This is a genomic window from Mesorhizobium sp. B2-1-8 (assembly GCF_006442545.2).
GTDB lineage: Bacteria > Pseudomonadota > Alphaproteobacteria > Rhizobiales > Rhizobiaceae > Mesorhizobium.
The window spans coordinates 1,277,301-1,296,754 of record NZ_CP083952.1 but is presented as its reverse complement, the minus strand read 5'-3'; the positions used below and the strand labels follow the sequence as shown (position 1 = coordinate 1,296,754).

Here is a 19,454-nt window from a genome sequence, read left to right as displayed (position 1 = left end):
TCGCCTTTGCAAAAGGCTCGAATTCAATTTCAGAACGTCCTTGATGCGTCCAGGGGACGTACGGCGCTCTTTGTCGGAATGGCCGGCTTATAGATAAATCGGCTCAATTCGTCCAGCCGCGCCGTGCTGCGGCGATCCCGGCCGTGCCTATGCTTCCAGATCGGACTTCAGCCGGTCGATGATGCTGAGCGCATGGCCGGCATACTGGCTGATCCAGCGATCGTGGATCTGCTTGATCGGCAGCGCATTGAGATGGTTCCAGCGCTCGCGTCCGTCACGGCGCGCGACGATCAGATCTGCCTCCTCCAGCACCTTGAGATGCAGCATGACGGTGCAGCGGTCGATGTCGGGAAAGGCATCGCACAGCATGCCGGTGGTCTTGGGCTCGTCCTTCAACCGATCCAGCATTTCGCGCCGGCGCGGATGCGCCAGCGCCTTGAAAACATTGTCGTCCTGCGATTGGCTTGACATGTTATATTTCTATAACATATTATTGTCGCGATCAAGCAAGGAGCTGTGGATATGTCTCTTGGATTCAGTGTTTCAGGACGCATCGGCAAACCAGTCGCCGAAGTCTTCGACGCGGTCGTCAATCCGAAGAAGCTCAGCGGTTATTTCACCACCATCGGTGGCGCCAGCGCGCCATTGGTTGCCGGTTCGGGTGTCGTCTGGTGGGGCAAGGTGCCGGTCGAGGTCGACGAAGTGGTCAAGGATAGCCGCATCGTGCTGCGCTGGGATGCCACCGACGCCGACGGCAAGCCCGCCTACAAGACCCGCATCGAGATGAATTTCGAGCCGCTCGACGATGGCGGCACCTTCGTCACCATAGCCGAGAGCGGCTGGCAGGAAGGCGCGGTCGGCCTGAAGAAGTCCTATCTGAATTGCGAGGGCTGGTCACAGATGCTGGCCTGCATGAAGGCCTATGTCGAATACGGCATCAATCTGCGCGACGGTTACTATCGCAGCGAGATGAAGGGCGAACCCGCCAGCGAAAACAACATTTGAAAAAACGGAGCCCAGCATGACCGCGAAGATCGCCGGCGGCGTCAACATCGCCATGAAGGTGCCATCGCACCAGTACGAAGCGACGATCGCCTTCTACCGCGACGTCGTCGGCCTCAAGCCGTTCACCGCCAAGCCGCCGGCCATCGGCTTCGAACTTGGCCCTGTCAGGCTGTGGATCGACGAAGCGCCGATGATGAGCCAGGCCGAGATCTGGCTGGAGCTTTTCACGCAGGATTTTCCAGGCACCGCGGATCATCTGGCCAAGGCAGGCGTTGTGCGTTGCGACGCCATCGAGCCATTGGGCGAGGGTTTCCGTGGTGGCTGGATCACCAATCCGGCCAACATCATTCACATGGTGCGCGAACCCGACGCCTGGTGAGCGCGTATTCGAAAAGGAGGTCGCCATGGAAATCCGTGAAGCCCCTACAGCCGAAGCCGCCATGCTGATCCGGCGGCCGGTCGCTGATGTTTTCGAAGCCATCGTCGATCCGGCGATCACGACCAGATTCTGGTTCACCCATGGCAGCGGCCGGCTTGATGGCGGCAAGCCGGTTCAGTGGGAGTGGCGCATGTATGGCGTCTCGACGACCGTCGATGTCAGCGAGATCGTCCGGGACAAGAAGATCGTCATGACGTGGAGCGTTCCGCCGACCACGGTGGTCTGGACCTTCACCGAAATGCCTGGCGAGGCGACATTCCTCGAAGTCCGGAATTTCGGCTTTGCCGGCAATGGCGACGAGCAGGTGAAAGAAGCGGTCGGCTCGACCGGCGGCTTTGCGCTTGTGCTCGCCGGCGCCAAGGCCTGGCTCGAACAGGGCCTGGCGCTGGGCCTGATCGCCGACCGCCATCCGAAGGGCGTGCCCGGGCATTAAACCAATTCCGGCAAAAGTGCGAAGCGGTTCTTGGCTTGCCCCTGGCCGGTCGGTCTCAGTGTCCGTCGCCGGATTTCGCCTTCTTGCGCCGTCGCGCCAGCATGTTGAGCCCCTCGACCAGCGCCGAAAAACCCATCGCGGCGTAGATGTAGCCCTTGGGCACATGGTAGCCCATGCCGTCGGCGATCAGCGTCATGCCGATCATCAGCAGGAAGCCCAGCGCCAACATGACGATGCTTGGGTTCTTAGCGATGAAGTCCGCCAGCGGACCGGCTGCCAGCATCATCGCCGTGACGGCCACGATGACCGCGATGTACATGATGGCGATCTCGTCGGTCATGCCGACGGCGGTGATGATGGAATCGATCGAGAAGACGAGGTCGAGCAGCAGGATCTGGAAGATCGCGCCGGCAAGCGAGATCTTGAGCGTTTCGCCCAGCATCGTGTCCTGATGGTCGTCGGGGTCGACTGTGTGATGGATCTCCTTGGTCGCCTTCCAGACCAGGAACAGGCCGCCGGCGATCAGGATCAGGTCGCGCCAGGAGAAGCCGTGGCCAAACGCCGTGAAGACCGGCGTCGTCAGCTGGACGATGACGGAGATGGTGGCGAGCAGCACCAGGCGCATGATCAGCGCAGCCGAGATGCCGAGGCGGCGCGCACGAGCCCTCTGCTCCACGGGCAGCTTGTTGGTCAGGATGGAGATGAAGATCAGATTGTCGATGCCGAGCACGATCTCGAGCACCACCAGCGTCAGCAATGCGACCCATGCGGTCGGGTCGGAGACGAATTGAAAATGCGGCGCCAGGAATTCGATAAGCTGCATGAAGGTCGTCCCCTACGATCTAGAGCAGTGTCGCCGGCAATTAGGTACTGCGACCCCCCATATCAATGTCACGACCAGAAGGACGGCGCGGTTTCTTCCAGTCGTGGCCCGCGACGAAACGGCGCGATCTTCTCGGTCAGTCCTGTGCGGTCGGAAATGTTCACACCGACGCCGCACAATGTCGCCGGGCCGGTCGCTGCCTCGAAACGTCCTTTCGGCACCTTCGACAGGAACCGATTGAGCGGTTCTTCCTTGTCCATGCCGAGCGAGGAATCATAGTCGCCGCACATGCCGGCGTCGGAGAGATAGCCGGTGCCGCCATTGAGGATCTGGTGATCGGCCGTGGGCTGGTGCGTGTGGGTGCCGACGACGAGGCTGGCGCGGCCGTCGACGAAATGCGCGAAACACATTTTCTCCGAGGTCGCCTCGGCGTGGAAGTCGATCACTACGGCATCAGCCTGCTCACCGAGCGGACAGGCGGCGAGTTCACGTTCGCCGGCCTGGAACGGATCGTCGAGCTCGGGATGCATGAATACCCGGCCCATGATGTTGGCAACCAGCACGCGCGCGCCGTTTTTGGCGATGTAGACGCCGGAGCCGCGCCCGGGCGTGCCTTTGGGAAAATTGGAGGGCCGCAGGAAACGCTGCTCGCGCGGCGCGAAGGCCAGCGCGTCGCGTTGGTCCCAGACATGGTTGCCGGTGGTCACGACATCGCAGCCCGCCGCGATCGTCTCGCGAAAAATCTCTTCGGTGATGCCGAAACCGCCGGCGGCGTTCTCGCCGTTGACGATGACGAAATCGAGTTTGAAGTCGGAGATCAGGCCAGGCAATTGTTCCCACACCGCAGTGCGGCCCGTCTTGCCGACCATGTCCCCGAGGAAGAGAAGTCTCATCTACGCCTGATCCCGAAAAGTTGCATGACTTTTCGGCAAAGATCATGCGTTTCAAAGAACTATCTACAATTTTGGCGCAAAGCGGCGCAACCCGCTCTCGGTGAGTATTTCCGGGATGACCACGTCATGGGACTCGTCGGGAACTTGCGAGACTTCTTGGCAGTCGAAGGCGATGCCGACCAACCGGGGCGCATGCCCCTTGTCGACGAGCTTCGCGATCGCGCGATCGTAATAGCCGGCGCCATAACCGATGCGGTGGCCGCGCGCGTCGAAGGCGGCGAGCGGCACCAGCATGACCGAGGGGTCGAGAACTTCGGCCTCCGCGTGCGGCCCGACCGTGCCAAAGCCCATGTCGACCATCGGCGCGCCACGAACCAGCTCGCGAAAGACGATGGTGGTCTTGTCGAGAATGGCGGGCAGGCAGAGCCGTGCGCCCTGCTCACGCAAGGCGAACATCAGCGGCCTGACATCGACCTCCGAGCGCATCGGCCAGAAACCGGAGACGATCTGGCCAGGCCCGATCTCCAGGTGGTCGCGCGCCGTCTCCGCCATTTCGAGCGCGGCCTCGACCCGCCAGAATTCATCGAGCGCGTCGCGGCGGGCTAGTGCTTCGAGGCGCAGCTGTTTTTTCAGGTCTTTGGGAGAGGTCATGCTGCCAAGGTAGAAAAGGTCAGAGCTGTGTGAGGTCTCAAGAGCGACGTTTTCCAACGCATCATCCACGGAGAGGGATGGACGCCTTGCGACAAGTGACGATCCACACAACCGGTGGAGAGGTCGATCCCGGGTGCCTACAAAGTAGGTGGGCGCCGTGTGAGAAAACCCACGGGTCTTCCCAGGGACAGCTCCCTAAGGATCATTAAGGCCCCGGGGAAAAGTGTCTCCTGCCGGGAAGCGCAGACCGCCTCCGCCAATATAGGCCGATGGTGGCCCAAGCGCCAGAGAGACGGCGCTCTTTCCGAACCGGTTGGCCTGATCGCCGTTGCAGACCCGCCCTTGCGCGGACCAGAGGGCCTCCTTACGGTCCCCGGAATGAACCGAGGAGCAAAAATGCGTTTCGAAGGCACGGCGGCCTATGTCGCCGACAAGGATCTGATGGTGGCGGTCAACGCGGCGATTGCGCTGGAACGGCCGCTGCTGGTCAAGGGCGAGCCCGGCACCGGCAAGACGGAACTTGCCCGCCAGGTGGCGGCGGCACTCGGCCTCGAGCTCATCGAATGGCATGTCAAATCGACGACGCGGGCGCAGCAAGGTCTTTACGAGTACGACGCCGTATCGCGGCTGCGCGACAGCCAACTCGGCGATGTCAGGTTCAACGACATCAAGAACTACATCAAGCGCGGCAAGCTTTGGGAGGCATTCGCGGCCGGCAAAAAGGTCGTGCTCCTGATCGACGAGATCGACAAGGCCGACATCGAGTTCCCCAACGACCTGCTGCAGGAGCTCGACCGGATGGAGTTCTTCGTCTACGAGACCGGCGAGACCATCCGCGCCGCCGTCCGCCCCATCGTCATCATCACCTCCAACAACGAGAAGGAACTGCCGGACGCCTTCCTGCGCCGCTGCTTCTTCCACTACATCCGCTTTCCCGATGTCGATACGCTGCACAGGATCGTCGATGTCCACTATCCCGGCATCAAGCAGAACCTTGTGCGCGCCGCACTGACGCAATTCTACGAAATCCGCGACGTGCCGGGGCTGAAGAAAAAGCCGTCGACGTCGGAGGCGTTGGACTGGATCCGCCTGCTGGTAGCCGACGACATCGCGCCCGAGGATTTGCGCGTCGACGCCAAGGGCGCGCTGCCCAAGCTGCATGGCGCCCTGTTGAAGAACGAACAGGATGTGCATCTGTTCGAGCGGCTGGCCTTCATGGCGAGAAGACAGCAATAGCAAGGCAGCGTTAGCGCTTTCCCGGCTGTGGACCGTTGCCGCCGGCCGAAGACCACGTCAGCTTCGGCCAGAACCCTTCGGAGGAGATAAAATGTCTGAGATCGTTGTCCGCCCGCTCACGCAATCCGACCACGCCGACTGGCGCCGCCTGTGGACCGATTATCTGACCTTCTACGAAACCAAGCTGCCAGAAGAGGTCTACGCCGTCACCTGGAAGCGCCTGTTCACGACAGGCGAATTCGAGCCGAAGGGTTTTATCGCTACCCTCGACGGCAAGGCCGTCGGCCTCACCCACTATCTCTACCACCGCTCGGGCTGGTCGGAGAAAAACAATTGCTACCTGCAGGACCTGTTCGCCGACCCGGATGTGCGCGGCAAGGGCATCGGCGCGGCCCTCATCGAGGCGGTGAAGCAGGAGGCCGGCAAGATCGGGGTAAAAAACGTCTACTGGATGACGCACGAGACCAATGCCACCGCGCGCAAGCTCTATGACCACGTCGCGCGCAGGACAGGCTTTATCGAGTATGATTTGCTCTGACGCTAAGTAATTGAAATAGTCACCATCGCGAACAATCGCCTGGTGTCGCGCGGTCGATCGCCCGGCTCGCCGGATGGATCTGAGGACGGAACGCATGACGCACTATGTGGGGATTCTCGACGGCGCGGACGATGTTTGGGGTGTGCGGATCCCTGATCTTCCCGGTTGCCATGGTGGCGGCGCAAACCCCGAAGAGGCGATTGCCGATGCGACATCGGCTGTGCGCGAATGGGTCGAAGCACGATTGGCGAAGAGCGCTTCCTTACCCAAGGCACGCGCGCTGGCAGATCTGTTGAGAGCGGACGAGATCGATAGCTCTGCTGGCGAATCCGCCGTCATGATTCCGGTGCTGATCGATTCAGGGCGGCCCGTTCGAGCCAATCTGTCGCTCGACGCCGGCCTGCTGGCGGCCATAGATGCCGAGGCCAGCCGTCGCGGACTGACGCGCTCTGCCTTTATCGCAAGCGCCGCACGAGAAAAGATCGAGGGCCACAGGTAACGGCCGGCCATGTTCATCCCCTTCTTCCTCGAACTGAAGGCAGCGCGCGTTCCCGTCTCGCTCAGGGAATACCTTTCTCTGCTGGAAGGGCTGGAAGCCGGACTGGTCGACTATGACGTCGAAGGTTTTTACTATCTTGCCCGCGCCGCCCTGGTGAAGGACGAGCGCCATATCGACCGCTTCGACCAGGTGTTCGCGCATGTCTTCAAGGGCATCGAGGCGCTGGGTGGCCCGGATGCCGTCGATGTCGCCGACATTCCCGAGGAATGGCTGCGCCGGCTCGCCGAAAAGCACCTGACCGAGGAGGAGAAAAAACTGGTCGAGGCGCTTGGCGGCTTCGACAAACTGATGGAGACGCTGAAACAAAGGCTCGAGCAACAAAAGGGCCGCCACCAGGGCGGCTCGAAATGGATCGGCACCGGCGGCACCTCGCCCTTCGGCGCCTATGGCTACAATCCCGAAGGCGTGCGCATCGGCCAGCATGAAAGCCGCAACCGCCGCGCGGTGAAAGTCTGGGACAAGCGCGAGTTCAGGAATTTCGACGATGCCGTCGAACTCGGTACCCGCAACATCAAGATCGCGCTGAAGCGCCTGCGCCGTTGGGTGCGCGAAGGCGCCGAGGAAGAGTTCGACCTGCCCGGCACCATCCACGCCACCGCCGAGCACGGCTATCTCGACGTCAAGACACGGCCCGAGCGTCGCAATGCGGTGAAGCTCCTGATGTTCTTCGATGTCGGCGGCTCGATGGACGACCATATCAAAAGCGTCGAGGAGCTGTTTTCGGCCGCCCGCGCCGAATTCCGCCAGCTCGAATATTTCTATTTCCACAACTGCCTCTACGAAGGCGTGTGGAAGGACAATCGCCGCCGCCATGCCGAGGTGATTCCGACCTTCGACCTCATTCACAAATACGGTCCCGACTATAAGGTCATCGTCGTCGGCGATGCCTCGATGAGCCCTTACGAGATCGCCCATCCTGGCGGCTCGGTGGAACACTGGAACCCCGAGGCAGGAGCCGTCTGGCTCGGCCGGCTCCTGCAGCAATGGCCGAACGCGGTGTGGCTGAATCCCGAGAGCGAAAAGAACTGGGGCTTTACCCATTCGATCGCCATGATCCGTGACATCTTCGACGGCCGCATGTTTCCGCTGACGCTGGCCGGGCTCGAAGGTGCCACGAAGCAGCTTTCAAGAAAACACTGAAGGACCACCGGAGATCGGATGACCTGCTTCCTCTGCTTGCAGTGCGGTGTCCAGTTCGCGGCGACGGAGACGCCACCGCAACATTGCCCGATCTGCGAGGACGAGCGGCAGTATGTGCGCTGGGAAGGCCAGGCCTGGATCACGCCGCAACAACTCGCCGCCGAGGAAGGACGATGCCGGCGTGCTCGCCTTCGGCATCGAGCCGCGCTTCGCCATCGGCCAGCGGGCGCTGCTGGCGCATTCACCACACGGCAATGTGCTGTGGGACTGCGTCTCGATGGTGAGCGACGAGGCGGTGGCGGAGATCAACCATCGGGGCGGGCTGGCGGCTATCGCCATCTCGCACTGCCATTACTATTCGGTGATGGTCGAATGGAGCGAGGCGTTTGGCGGCATACCGATCTATCTCCATGCCGACGACCGGCAGTGGATCATGCGGCCGCATCGCTCGATTGTCAGCTGGCAAGGCGAGACGCTGGCCATCAACCCGTCGCTGACACTCATCCGCTGCGGCGGCCACTTTGCCGGCGGCCAGGTGCTGCACTGGAAACGCGACGGTGCCGATGCGCTGCTGACCGGCGACATCCTGCAGGTGACGTCGACACGCCGCCATGTCAGTTTCATGTACAGCTATCCGAACCAGATCCCGCTCAATGGCGCCGCCATACGCCGCATCGCGGCAGCCCTTGCACCGTTCGCCTTCGACGACATCTACCGCGCGTGGTGGAACCAGAACATCATCGGCGATGCGAAAGCGGCGCTGGCCGCCTCCGTCGCGCGCTATCTCGCGGCGATCGCCTGAGGAATTCCAGGTGGTCCGCTCGAAAATGCGGGCAAATCCCGTAACAAACGCCTATCTTGTTGCGAATATCGGGTTGCAACCAAGAACGAGCCGCCAAGGCTGAGGAGATCAAATGGACACCCACACTTACCCCGTCACCCGCACCGATGCCGAATGGCGCGCCCGGCTGACGCCGGAGCAATACGCGGTCATGCGAAACCATGGCACCGAGCGGCCGGGAAGCTGCGCCCTGCTCTATGAGAAGCGTGCCGGCACTTTTTCCTGCGTTGGCTGCGACCAGCCGCTCTTCCAGTCCACGCTGAAGTTCGAGAGCGGCACCGGCTGGCCGAGCTTCAACGATCCCGTTCCGGGCTCGGTCGAGAACACAGTCGACCGCAGCTACGGCATGGTCCGCACCGAATGCCACTGCTCTCGTTGCGGCAGCCATCTCGGCCATGTCTTCGAGGACGGCCCGCCGCCGACCGGCCTGCGCTACTGCATCAACGGCGTGGCGCTGAAATTCGAGCCGGCGGCCTGAGCAGGCGTTATCATTTCTTGCGAAGGGCGGCTCCGGCCGCCCTTTTTCGTATGGGCAGCCTCGTCAGACTACGATCGTGGCGATCAGCGCTGATCCCAGCATGAAGAGGGAAGCCCTGGCACCGCCGGCCTTCTCAGCCGTGCGCCAGACTGCCAAAGTCAGGAAGATGTTGTAGAGCACCGGTGCAAAATGCACCGCCAGGACAAGGCCGAGCGGCATCTTCAGTCCAAGCAGGATCAGCGCCGCAGCAGACGACGCCATATTGATCACGGTCCCGACAAGCATCATGTCGCGCCGGAACAGCCGGTCGAGCGACACCTGGCCAATCCAACGCGAGCGAAAGAAATCCGCGATCACTTACCGCTGCCCCAGAACCGCGACAACGGCGTGCTCGACACGCGAGCACTCCGTTACCAGCCAGTCGGTCATCGCCGGCCAGTTGTCCTCGGCAAAGCAATTGACCCGCCACATCGAATTGATGCCGAGGCCTTCGCAGCTTTGTTCCGGTCTGAGTTTCAGCCTGTCTTCGATCGCCGGCCGGAACGGCTCCAGCCGCGACCAGCTTTGCGTGGCGCCGAACTTCTCGTTGCGGCCGAAGAAAACGCCGACATGGTTCTGCGCCGGCGCGACATACATGGAAAGGACCAGTGCGAAGTCGGGCAGCCCGCGCTGCCAGAACCAGGGTCCGCGCCGCGCCAGCCGGGCTCTTTCTTCCGGATGCCGTTCGGCAAACAGCGACCAGAAGCCGCGATGGCGGAATTCCAAGGCACGGCGGCCGCCGAAGTCGAATTCGCTCATGGTTCGAACCGTTGAGGGCGCCGAACTGACGCCCTAGACTGTTTCCAGTCTTAGACCATGCCGAGCGCGGCCATGTACAGATCGAGGATGGCATCCTCCTCCTGGCGCTCGGCCTGGTCCTTCTTGCGCAACCGGATGATGGTGCGAATTGCCTTGGTGTCGAAGCCGGTGCCCTTGGCCTCGGCGAAAACTTCCTTGATGTCGTCGGAAATCGTCTTCTTTTCTTCCTCGAGCCGCTCGATGCGCTCGATCAAGGCACGCAGCTGGCCGGCGGCAACAGTCTGGCTGGTCTCGGTGATATCGTCGGCCATGTTTTTCTCCAAAGATCGGTTCCGCGCCGCGACTCGGGGAACGTGCCGCGGCGAATTTCAGCGGTTCGATGCCCGACCCGGGCCGGCGGGTCAAGCCGTTATCGAACAGCTCGCCAGCCCTGCCGCCAGAAGCCGACAGCCTGCCCGCTCCTTGCGAACTCTTAGCTGAACGCGATCAGGAGATCCTTCGCATCGATCTGGTCGCCGGCCTTGACCAGCACCTCGGCGACCATGCCATCACGCTCGGCATGCAGCGCCGTCTCCATCTTCATCGCTTCGATGGAAAGCAGCACGTCGCCTGCCTTGACCGCCTGGCCGGCGGCGACCGCAAGCGCCGAAACCACACCCGGCATCGGCGCCCCGACATGCGCCTCGTTGCCGGGCTCGGCCTTGCGGCGCGCCTTGGCGGCGGAAGCACCATGCGCGCGGTCGGGCACCTTCACACGCCGCGGCTGGCCGTTGAGTTCGAAGAACACGGTGACCATGCCCTTCTCGTCGACATCGCCGAACGCCTGGCAGCGCACGACCAAGGTCTTGCCCCTTTCGATATCGACGAAAATCTCGTCTTCCGATTTCATGCCGTAGAAATAGGTCGGCGTCGGCAGAACGCTGACCGGGCCGTAGGTTTCCTGGGCGACGACGAAGTCGGAAAACACCTTCGGATACATCAGCCACGAGGCGAATTCGTATTCCGTCAGCTTGCGCTCCAACTTGTCCTCGATCTCCTTGCGGCTCTTCTCGAGGTCGGCCGGCTTCAGCAACGAACCGGGCCGCGCCGTGATCGGCTTATCGCCCTTCAATGCCTTCTTCTGCAGCGTCCGCGGCCAGCCGCCCGGGGACTGCCCGAGGTCGCCGCGCAGCATCGAGACGACCGAGTCCGGGAAGGCGATATCCCGGGCCGGGTTTTCGACATCGGCAACGGTCAGGTCCTGGCTCACCATCATCAGCGCCATGTCGCCGACCACCTTGGACGACGGCGTCACCTTGACGATGTCGCCGAACATCAGGTTGACGTCATGATAGGTCTGCGCCACCTCGTGCCAGCGTGTCTCCAGCCCCAGCGAGCGAGCCTGTTCCTTCAAATTGGTGAACTGTCCGCCAGGCATTTCGTGCAGGTAGACTTCCGAAGCCGGCCCTTTCAGGTCGCTCTCGAAGGCGGCGTACTGGTTGCGAACGGCTTCCCAGTAGAACGAGATTTTGCGGATCCATTGCGGGTCGAGGCCGGGATCGCGCTCGGTGCCTCTCAACGCCTCGACGATCGAACCGAGACATGGCTGAGAGGTGTTGCCGGAGAAGGCGTCCATCGCCGCGTCGATGGCGTCGACGCCGCTTTCCACCGCCGCCAGCACGGTTGCCGCCGACAGGCCCGATGTGTCGTGGGTGTGGAAATGGATCGGCAGATCGGTCGCCTCGCGCAGCGCCTTGAACAGCACGCGGGCGGCACTCGGCTTCAACAGGCCGGCCATGTCCTTGACCGCGATGATATGGGCGCCGGCCGCCTGCAATTCCTCGGCCAGCCCGACATAGTATTTCAGGTCGTACTTGGCCCGCGCCGGATCGAGAATGTCGCCGGTATAGCACATCGCCGCTTCGATCAGCTTGCCCTCGGCCCCCACGGCGTCCATGGCGACGCGCATGTTCTCGACCCAGTTCAGGCAGTCGAAGACGCGGAACAAGTCGATGCCGCCGCTTGCCGCCTGCTTGACGAAATGCTGCACGACATTGTCGGGATAATTGGTATAGCCGACGCCGTTCGCGCCACGCAGCAGCATCTGCAGCAACAGGTTGGGGGCTGCTTCCCGCACCAGCGACAGCCGCTCCCACGGATCCTCGGTGAGGAAGCGCATGGCCACGTCGAAAGTGGCGCCGCCCCAGCATTCCAGCGACAGGAGTTGTGGCAAGGCGCGCGCGTAGGTGCCGGCGATGCCGGCAATGTCGTGCGTGCGCACGCGGGTGGCGAGCAGCGACTGGTGGCCGTCGCGCATCGTCGTATCGGTGACCAGCACTTCCTTCTGCTCGCGCATCCAGGCGGCGAACTTTTCCGGCCCGAGCACATCGAGCTTCTGCTTGCTGCCACCAGGCACATTGCCGTTGAGATAGGGCACGACGGGCGGCGCCGCGTCGGCCTTTGGCGTCGGCCGGCCGCGCGTCTCGGGATGGCCGTTGACGCTGACGTCGGCCAGATAGTTGAGCAGCTTGGTGGCGCGATCCTGGCGCTTGACCTGCTGGAACAGCTCCGGCGTCGTGTCGATGAACCTCGTCGTATAGGAATTGTCGGCGAAGCTCGGGTGATTGATGATCGCTTCGAGGAAGGTAAGGTTGGTGGCGACGCCGCGGATGCGGAACTCGCGCAAGGCTCGGTTCATGCGGGCGATCGTCTCGGCCGGCGTCGGCGCCCAGGCCGTGACCTTCTCCAGCAGCGGATCGTAGAAGCGGGTGATGACCGCGCCGGAATAGGCGGTGCCGCCGTCGAGGCGGATGCCGAAGCCGGTGGCGCCGCGATAGGCGGTGATGCGGCCGTAGTCCGGAATGAAATTGTGTTCCGGGTCTTCGGTGGTGATGCGGCATTGCAAGGCATGGCCGTTCAGCCGAATGTCCCTTTGCGCCGGCACGCCCGATTCCGGCGTACCGATGGCGAAGCCGTCGAGGATGTGGATCTGCGCCTTCACGATGTCGATGCCGGTCACCATCTCGGTGACTGTGTGCTCGACCTGGATGCGCGGATTGACCTCGATGAAGTAGAACTTGCCGGTGTCGGCGTCCTGCAGGAATTCGACGGTGCCGGCGCCGATATAGCTGGTCTCGCGCGCGATCTTCAGCGCGTAGCCGCATAGCTCTTGGCGCAGGTCCTCGCTGAGATATGGCGCCGGCGCGCGCTCGACGACCTTCTGGTTGCGGCGCTGGATCGAGCAGTCGCGCTCGAACAGGTGCACGGCATTGCCTTGGCGGTCGCCGAGCACCTGCACCTCGACATGGCGGGCGCGCTCGATTAGTTTTTCGAGATAGACCTCGTCCTTGCCGAAGGCGGCTTTCGCCTCGCGCTTGCCTTCCATGACCTCGCGGGCGAGATCGGCCTCGGAACGGATGGCGCGCATGCCACGGCCACCGCCACCCCACGAAGCCTTCAGCATGACGGGATAACCGACCGTCCTGGCGAGTTCCTTGACCGCCTCCAAATCGTCCGGCAACGGATCGGTGGCCGGCACCACGGGCACGCCGACCTCGATGGCGAGATTGCGCGCGGCGACCTTGTTGCCGAGCCTGCGCATCGTGTCTGGCTTCGGTCCGATGAAGGTGATGCCTGCTTGCGCGCAGGCTTCGGCGAATTCGGGGCTTTCCGACAGCAGCCCGTATCCGGGGTGGATGGCGTCTGCGCCTGAAAGCCTGGCGACCCGGATCACCTCCTCGATCGACAGATAGCTCTCGATCGGCCCCATGTCCTTGTTGAGATGCGGGCCACGCCCGACCTGGTAGCTCTCGTCGGCCTTGAAGCGGTGCAGGGAGTATTTGTCTTCCTCGGCCCAGATCGCCACGGTTTTGAGGCCCAGCTCGTTGGCCGCGCGAAAGACGCGGATGGCGATTTCTGACCGGTTGGCGACGAGGATCTTCGTGATGGCCAAGGACTGGGCTCCAGCAGCGGAAGGGACGGGAAATCGGGGCAATGATTAACGCGAAAATGCTGCAGTGCAAACAAAATCGACGCCGACTTAAACCGATTTAAACCGATTATTCAGTCAACACTCGCACGCATTCGTTCGAACGGACGGAACAACGGCGACAATTTCGATCCTGGATGCGATCTTTCGAGGCCAATGCATGTCGCCCGGAAGTGTCCTCGGTTCCGGGATAACGACATGCATAAGATCAGGGAAAGCTGGCAGGGATGTCACCGCTGCCAGCATGTCAAAGAAAATGCCCGGCGCAAGGCGCCGGGCATCGTTGGTTTCAGATCCGAATGAATTATGACTTCGGGAACCAGGAATACTTCCCGTCGTCCTTCTTCTTCCATTCGTACATGATGTAGCCCGGCAGCTTCGGATCGCCCTTGGCGTCATAGGCGAGATCGCCCAGAACGGTCGGGAACGGGCCGCTTTCATGCATCGCCTTGGCGACGGCCTGCGGATCGTTCGTCTTGGCGGCGGCGGCTGCCTCGGCGACCACCTGCACGGCGGCATAGGCGTAGAGCGTGTAGGCTTCCGGCTCGAAACCCTGCGCGCGGAACTTCTCGACGAGTTCCTTGTTGGCCGGGATCAGCCGCGGGTCGGGGCCGAACGTGTTGAGCGTGCCGGCGACGGCGTCGCCCGCGATGGCGGCGAGTTCGTCCGTCACGATGCCGTCACCCGACATCATCGGCGCCTTGAGGCCCTGGTCCGCGGACTGGCGGATGATCAGGCCGGCTTCGGTGTGCAGGCCACCCCAGTAGATCAGGGTGACGCCAGCTTCCTTCATCTTGGCGATCAGCGCCGAGAAGTCCTTGTCGCCGACATTGACGCCTTCATACATCACTTCCTTGACGCCCGCGGCGTTCATCGCCTTCTTGGTTTCGTCCGCGAGGCCCTGGCCGTAAGGGGTCTTGTCATGGATCACGGCAACCTTGGCATCCTTGAAGTTCGCGGCGATATAGGCGCCGGCGATGCTGCCCTGCTGGTCGTCGCGTCCGCAGGTACGGAACACATTCCACAGGCCACGCTCGGTGAACTTCGGGTTGGTTGCGGCCGGCGTGATTTCGACGATATTGTTTTCGGCGTAGACCTCGGAGGCCGGGATCGACACGCCCGAGTTGAAGTGGCCGATCACGAACTTGACGCCGTCGCCGACGAACTTGTTGGCGACCGAGATGCCCTGCTTCGGATCGGAGACGTCGTCGCCGACTTCGAGCTTGATCTGCTCGCCATTGATACCGCCCTTGGCATTGATATCGGCGACCGCCGCTTCGGCGCCCTTCTGCAGCTGTGCGCCGAAGGCCGCGTTCGGACCGGTGATCGGACCGGCGACGCCGAACATTACATCAGCCCACGCGTTGCCGCCGAACGCGACGAGCGCGGTCAGGGCTACGGCGGACAAAAGTGACTTTTTCATTTAAACGCTCCCATTAACGGAGTGGGCGTGGATGAAGCTTTCATGCGATGCCCACCCTTATCGCAGAAAGCATAGTTTGCCGATTTTCAGGCACTTGTCACGCCGATTCATCCCTGACGCGGCGTTAATGATGAACGTCAACCTTTCGGTTTCCAGCTCAAGATTGAAGCTCTTTCGTAGAGCCAATTATACTGTGTGACCATCTGGTTGGTTCGTGTGTATTGATAGCCGACGAAGCCCAGTATCATCAGCACGATTGTGTCGACGATATAGTAATGCAGCGAGAACATCGTACCGTCGAACAGCGCGTGATGGATGAACCGGATGCCGATGCCGAGGCCGAGCATATAGGCGAACAGCTGGATGAAGCTGCGCCATGTCTGGGCACTGGCCTTGCCGGTCATCCAGGCCGCCCAGCCGCCGAGCAGGCAGGTGACGAAGAAGAACTGCCAGATCGACTGTTCCTCGTAGAGAATGCCTTGCATGGGAAGTCTCCTGAACTCAGTGATGTCCGCCTTCGAGATAGGCGGCGCGCACTTCCGGATTGGCGAGCAGCTCCTTGCCGGTGCCGCTCATCGTCACATTGCCGTTGACCATGACATAACCGCGCGTGGCGAGCTTGAGCGCGCCGAACGCGTTCTGCTCGACCAGGAACACGGTCAGCCCTTGGGTGCGGTTCAATTCGCGGATGGCATCGAAGATCTGCTTGACGATCAGCGGCGCCAGACCCAGTGACGGTTCGTCGAGCAAAAGCAATTTCGGCCGCGCCATCAATGCGCGTCCGATCGACAGCATCTGCTGCTCGCCGCCCGACAACGTACCGCCCCGCTGGGCGATGCGCTCCTTCAGTCTGGGGAACAGCGTGAACACCTTCTCGACGTCCTCGCCATAGTGTTTGAGGTTGTCGAGGCTGGCGCCCATCTGCAGGTTTTCCATCACCGTCATGCGCGGGAAGATGCGCCGGCCCTCGGGTGACTGGGCAATCCGCATGCGTGCGATTTCGTGCGTCGGCAACTGGGTGATATCGGTCCCGGCGAAGGTGATGGTGCCCGTGCGGGCGCGTGGAGCCCCGAAGATGGTCATCATCAGCGTCGACTTGCCGGCGCCGTTGGCACCGATCAGCGCCACGATCTCACCTTGCTTGACGGTGACGTTGACGCCGTTCAGCGCACGGATGTTGCCGTAATAGGTCTCCACGCCCTTGATATCGAGCAGCGTTGTCGTGGCCATCACTTGCCCCCTCCACGCTTGCCCTGAGCGGGCTTGCCTGTGCTCGCGGCCTTGCCGGAAGCATGACTGGTCGCCACCTTGCCCGCATCGACACGGCGCGAGAATTCCGTATCCTTGCCCTGGCCGAGCAGCTTCGCCTGCTTGACCCATTCCTCGCGCGCGATGCGTCCGTCAAAGGCGAGATAAGCCTCGACTGCCTCGACATCGGCCTTCTTCCAGGCGCCGATCTGGTCGAAGTGGAAGATGCCGTGCTCGTTGAGCTTCTTCTCGTTGACCGCACCGATGCCCTTGATGCGGGTCAGATTGTCGGCCTTGCCGCCACGGGGGGCAGTGAGGCGGTTCGAAACGCCTTCGGCCTTCACGGCAGGGGCCTTGGCGGCCGTCTTCCTTGGTGCCGCTTTCTTCGCAGCGGGCTTGGCCGGCGCCGGTGCGACAGGCCTGCTTGCCACGGTCGCGGCGCGGGCATCGACCTGCGCTGCCTTCGAGGCGCCTTTCGACACTGTCACGCGTTCGCCTTCGCTATGGCCGACGGTGTCGCTCACCGGCCCGGCCAGATACGACGAAGATGTTCCCGGGCCATGCGCGGAGTCGGGACCGGTATCGAGCCGTTCGATGACGTCCTCGTCGCCGACTTCGGTCAGCACGGTCTCGACCTCCTCGTCGTCGACGCCGAGATAGGCGGCGATGACGCGCGGGTCGGTGCGCACCGATTGCGGATTGCCGTCGGAGATCTTGCGGCCATATTCCAGCACCACGACATGGTCGGAAATCTGCATGACCACCGACATGTCGTGCTCGATCAAGAGGATCGAGGTGCCTGAGGACTTCTTGATGTCCATCAGCAGCTCGTTGAGCGCCGCCGATTCCTTCGGGTTGAGGCCGGCCGCCGGCTCGTCGAGGCACAGCAGTTCAGGACCGGTGCACATGGCGCGCGCGATCTCGAGGCGCCGTTGCGCGCCATAGGGCAGGTCGCCGGCCGGATCGTCGGCGCGATCGACGAGATCGGCCTTTTCCAGCCAGTGCTTGGCAAGCTCCACCGATTCGGCTGAGGCCTTGCGGTAGCCGCTGAAGCCGAACAGGCCCAGGATCGTATAGCCCGAAGCCTTCATCAGCTTGTTGTGCTGGGCGACGAGCAGGTTCTCCAGCAGCGTCATGCCCGAGAATAGGCGGATGTTCTGGAAGGTGCGCGCCACCTTGGCGCGCGCCGGGATCTCGTGGTTGGGCAGCCGTTCCAGCAGGTAGCTGGAGCCATCGGCCCGGCTGAGCGTGATCATGCCTTCCGACGGCTTGTAGAAGCCGGTGATGCAGTTGAACACTGTGGTTTTGCCGGCGCCGTTGGGGCCGATCAGCGCGGTGATCTCGCCGCGCCTGGCGGTGAAGGACAGGTCGCCGATGGCGACCAGGCCGCCGAACTTCATCGACAGATGCTCGACCTGCAGGATGGCGTCGTTCATTTGCGTGGTCGCGTTCATCAGCCGTGGCCCTCCTTGGTGAAGGAGCCTGAGACAGCCCTTCGCTCCTTGAGGAAGGCGGTCGGTTCACGGCTGCCGACGAAGCCGCGCGGCTTCCACAGCATGACGATGACCATGGCCATGCCGAACAGAAGCATGCGGTAGAGTTCCGGTGTGAAATCGGGCCCGAAGACCTGCTTGAGGAAGTCGAGTTCGCGCAGCGCCTCGGTGCCGCCGATCATCACCATCGCGGCGACGGCGATGCCGACCAGCGACCCCATGCCGCCAAGAACGACGATGGCGAGGATAATGGCCGATTCCAGGAAGACAAAGGATTCGGGGCTGACGAAACCTTGCCGCGCGGCAAAGAACGAACCGGCGAAGCCGCCGAACATGGCGCCGGTGGCAAAGGCCGTCAGCTTGGTGGTGGTGGTGTTGATACCGAGCGAGCGGCAGGCGATCTCGTCCTCACGCAAGGCTTCCCAGGCGCGGCCGACCGGCAGGCGCCGCAGCCGGATGGTGACGAAGGCGGTTAGCAGGCAGAGCCCAAGGATCAGGTAGTAGAGGAAGATCTTGTAGTAGGCGCTGGACGTGGCGAGGTTCAGCACCTTGGCGATGTAATTCGGGTCCGACACGTTGAACGACATCAAGCCGAAGAAGCTGACCTTGGGAATGCCGGAGATGCCGGCCGACCCATTGGTGACTTCGCGCCAGTTGATCAGCACGAGGCGGATGATCTCGCCGAAGGCGAGCGTCACGATCGCCAGATAGTCGCCGCGCAGGCGCAGCACGGGAAAGCCGAGCAGCACCCCCCAGAGCGCGGCCATGGCGCCCGCGGCGGGCAACAATATCCAGAACGACAGGCCGAAATGGGTGGCGAGAAGCGCATAGGCATAGGCGCCAATCGCATAAAAAGCGACGTAGCCGAGATCGAGCAGACCGGCGAGGCCGACGACGATGTTCAGTCCCCAGGCCAGCATCACATAGATCAGGATCTGGATGCCGAAATTATCGACCCATTTCAACGAACCCTGCAACCCTCCGGTGATCGACCAGGCGTTGAGTGACAGCACCGCGACGACGAGGATCGGGTACAGCACCAACGCCGAGATGCCCAATTTGGTGAAGTTGGCATGGATGAAGGCGCGGAAGTAATAGATCACGCAGGCCAGCACATAGATGACCGCCAGGGCACGCAGGAATTGCAGATAGCCGGCCGGTTCTGCCCCAACCCATCCGGCGAGAGAGCTGTTGAACACGAACAGCAGCACCATGGCGACGACCGCTCCGATGAAGGTCGGCAGGGTGAAGGAGCGGGATGCCACACTTGCCGGCATGAGCCCGGTGGCGACATCGGCGATCTTCTGGTTGGCCATGAAGGGCTGGCCGTAGGCGACATAGAGGAAACGCCCGACTGCGGTGGCGATCACCACCGCGGCAAGCAGGCCCCAGCGCTGCACCACGACCAGTTCGTTGGACATGTTCTGGTCGGTCTTGAGGCCGATGAACAGTACGAACAGGCCAAGCGCGATGGCGCCGGCATAGAAGC

At 62.4% G+C, this 19,454-nt stretch carries 20 protein-coding genes, 1 other RNA gene and 2 pseudogenes; 9 read left to right on the top strand and 14 right to left on the bottom strand.

Going from position 1 to position 19,454, the window contains the following annotated elements:
* Positions 1 to 147 precede the first annotated feature (147 nt).
* Positions 148 to 471, bottom strand: a complete 324-nt coding sequence (locus FJ970_RS06285) for an ArsR/SmtB family transcription factor (RefSeq protein ID WP_140754809.1) — start codon at positions 469 to 471, stop codon at positions 148 to 150.
* 51 nt (positions 472 to 522) lie between these two features.
* On the opposite strand from FJ970_RS06285, the gene FJ970_RS06280 reads away from it, so the two are divergent.
* Genes FJ970_RS06280 through FJ970_RS06270 form a run of 3 tightly spaced genes read left to right on the top strand, consistent with a single transcriptional unit; the run spans position 523 to position 1,877 of the window.
* Complete coding sequence (locus FJ970_RS06280; protein WP_140616620.1) at positions 523 to 1,005, top strand: SRPBCC domain-containing protein; 483 nt, start codon at positions 523 to 525, stop codon at positions 1,003 to 1,005.
* Positions 1,006 to 1,021: 16 nt separating this feature from the next.
* Positions 1,022 to 1,384 (top strand): hypothetical protein, encoded by a 363-nt coding sequence (locus tag FJ970_RS06275; protein WP_140754811.1) that lies wholly within the window; start codon positions 1,022 to 1,024, stop codon positions 1,382 to 1,384.
* 25 nt (positions 1,385 to 1,409) lie between these two features.
* Positions 1,410 to 1,877, top strand: a complete 468-nt coding sequence (locus FJ970_RS06270) for an SRPBCC family protein (protein ID WP_140754813.1) — start codon at positions 1,410 to 1,412, stop codon at positions 1,875 to 1,877.
* Between the two features lie 55 nt (positions 1,878 to 1,932).
* Here the strand turns inward: FJ970_RS06270 and FJ970_RS06265 are convergent, their stop codons facing one another.
* The 4 genes from FJ970_RS06265 to ssrS all read right to left on the bottom strand — a co-directional run bounded on the left by FJ970_RS06265 (position 1,933) and on the right by ssrS (position 4,496).
* On the bottom strand, positions 1,933 to 2,700 hold the full coding sequence (locus FJ970_RS06265; protein WP_140754815.1) for a TerC family protein: 768 nt from the start codon (positions 2,698 to 2,700) through the stop codon (positions 1,933 to 1,935).
* Between the two features lie 68 nt (positions 2,701 to 2,768).
* A complete protein-coding gene (locus tag FJ970_RS06260) occupies positions 2,769 to 3,593 on the bottom strand; it encodes a YmdB family metallophosphoesterase (protein ID WP_140754817.1) in 825 nt (274 codons plus the stop codon).
* Between the two features lie 63 nt (positions 3,594 to 3,656).
* The gene (locus tag FJ970_RS06255) at positions 3,657 to 4,244 is read right to left on the bottom strand and encodes a 5-formyltetrahydrofolate cyclo-ligase (RefSeq protein ID WP_140754819.1); all 588 of its coding nucleotides are present in this window, start codon (positions 4,242 to 4,244) and stop codon (positions 3,657 to 3,659) included.
* A 96-nt stretch (positions 4,245 to 4,340) separates the two neighbouring features.
* Positions 4,341 to 4,496, bottom strand: a non-coding RNA gene (ssrS, locus tag FJ970_RS06250) — 6S RNA.
* Positions 4,497 to 4,640: 144 nt separating this feature from the next.
* On the opposite strand from ssrS, the gene FJ970_RS06245 reads away from it, so the two are divergent.
* From FJ970_RS06245 to msrB, 6 genes and pseudogenes are all read left to right on the top strand, one after another.
* Entirely contained in the window at positions 4,641 to 5,480 is an 840-nt protein-coding gene (locus FJ970_RS06245) for an AAA family ATPase (RefSeq protein WP_140754821.1), read from the top strand.
* A 91-nt stretch (positions 5,481 to 5,571) separates the two neighbouring features.
* Positions 5,572 to 6,018 (top strand): GNAT family N-acetyltransferase, encoded by a 447-nt coding sequence (locus tag FJ970_RS06240; protein ID WP_140754823.1) that lies wholly within the window; start codon positions 5,572 to 5,574, stop codon positions 6,016 to 6,018.
* 94 nt (positions 6,019 to 6,112) lie between these two features.
* Positions 6,113 to 6,517 carry a type II toxin-antitoxin system HicB family antitoxin gene (locus FJ970_RS06235; RefSeq protein ID WP_140754825.1) on the top strand — a complete coding sequence of 135 codons (405 nt, stop codon included), beginning with the start codon at positions 6,113 to 6,115 and terminating at the stop codon, positions 6,515 to 6,517.
* A 9-nt stretch (positions 6,518 to 6,526) separates the two neighbouring features.
* Positions 6,527 to 7,717 (top strand): vWA domain-containing protein, encoded by a 1,191-nt coding sequence (locus FJ970_RS06230; protein WP_140754827.1) that lies wholly within the window; start codon positions 6,527 to 6,529, stop codon positions 7,715 to 7,717.
* Positions 7,718 to 7,735: 18 nt separating this feature from the next.
* A pseudogene (locus FJ970_RS06225) lies at positions 7,736 to 8,519 on the top strand (MBL fold metallo-hydrolase).
* Positions 8,520 to 8,631: 112 nt separating this feature from the next.
* Positions 8,632 to 9,036, top strand: coding sequence for a peptide-methionine (R)-S-oxide reductase MsrB (msrB, locus tag FJ970_RS06220; protein ID WP_027141754.1), 405 nt, complete (start codon positions 8,632 to 8,634; stop codon positions 9,034 to 9,036).
* A 63-nt stretch (positions 9,037 to 9,099) separates the two neighbouring features.
* Here the strand turns inward: msrB and FJ970_RS06215 are convergent, their stop codons facing one another.
* From FJ970_RS06215 to livM, 9 genes and pseudogenes are all read right to left on the bottom strand, one after another.
* Positions 9,100 to 9,393 (bottom strand): hypothetical protein, encoded by a 294-nt coding sequence (locus FJ970_RS06215; protein ID WP_140754829.1) that lies wholly within the window; start codon positions 9,391 to 9,393, stop codon positions 9,100 to 9,102.
* Positions 9,394 to 9,834 (bottom strand): hypothetical protein, encoded by a 441-nt coding sequence (locus FJ970_RS06210; protein WP_140754830.1) that lies wholly within the window; start codon positions 9,832 to 9,834, stop codon positions 9,394 to 9,396.
* Positions 9,835 to 9,884: 50 nt separating this feature from the next.
* Positions 9,885 to 10,145, bottom strand: a complete 261-nt coding sequence (locus tag FJ970_RS06205) for a DUF2312 domain-containing protein (protein WP_015315223.1) — start codon at positions 10,143 to 10,145, stop codon at positions 9,885 to 9,887.
* Positions 10,146 to 10,306: 161 nt separating this feature from the next.
* The gene (gene pyc, locus FJ970_RS06200) at positions 10,307 to 13,765 is read right to left on the bottom strand and encodes a pyruvate carboxylase (RefSeq protein ID WP_140754832.1); all 3,459 of its coding nucleotides are present in this window, start codon (positions 13,763 to 13,765) and stop codon (positions 10,307 to 10,309) included.
* Between the two features lie 340 nt (positions 13,766 to 14,105).
* The gene (locus tag FJ970_RS06195) at positions 14,106 to 15,224 is read right to left on the bottom strand and encodes a branched-chain amino acid ABC transporter substrate-binding protein (protein ID WP_023771718.1); all 1,119 of its coding nucleotides are present in this window, start codon (positions 15,222 to 15,224) and stop codon (positions 14,106 to 14,108) included.
* A 137-nt stretch (positions 15,225 to 15,361) separates the two neighbouring features.
* Entirely contained in the window at positions 15,362 to 15,709 is a 348-nt protein-coding gene (locus FJ970_RS06190) for a DUF6867 family protein (RefSeq protein WP_140754834.1), read from the bottom strand.
* Positions 15,710 to 15,725: 16 nt separating this feature from the next.
* Positions 15,726 to 16,454, bottom strand: coding sequence for an ABC transporter ATP-binding protein (locus FJ970_RS06185; RefSeq protein WP_140754836.1), 729 nt, complete (start codon positions 16,452 to 16,454; stop codon positions 15,726 to 15,728).
* Positions 16,454 to 17,926 (bottom strand): ATP-binding cassette domain-containing protein, encoded by a 1,473-nt coding sequence (locus FJ970_RS06180; protein WP_140754838.1) that lies wholly within the window; start codon positions 17,924 to 17,926, stop codon positions 16,454 to 16,456. Before FJ970_RS06180 ends, FJ970_RS06185 begins: the two co-directional genes overlap by 1 nt.
* Positions 17,926 to 19,419: pseudogene (gene livM, locus FJ970_RS06175) on the bottom strand (high-affinity branched-chain amino acid ABC transporter permease LivM); the annotation flags it as partial. The gene FJ970_RS06180 and the pseudogene livM, both read right to left, overlap by 1 nt.
* Positions 19,420 to 19,454: the final 35 nt, after the last annotated feature.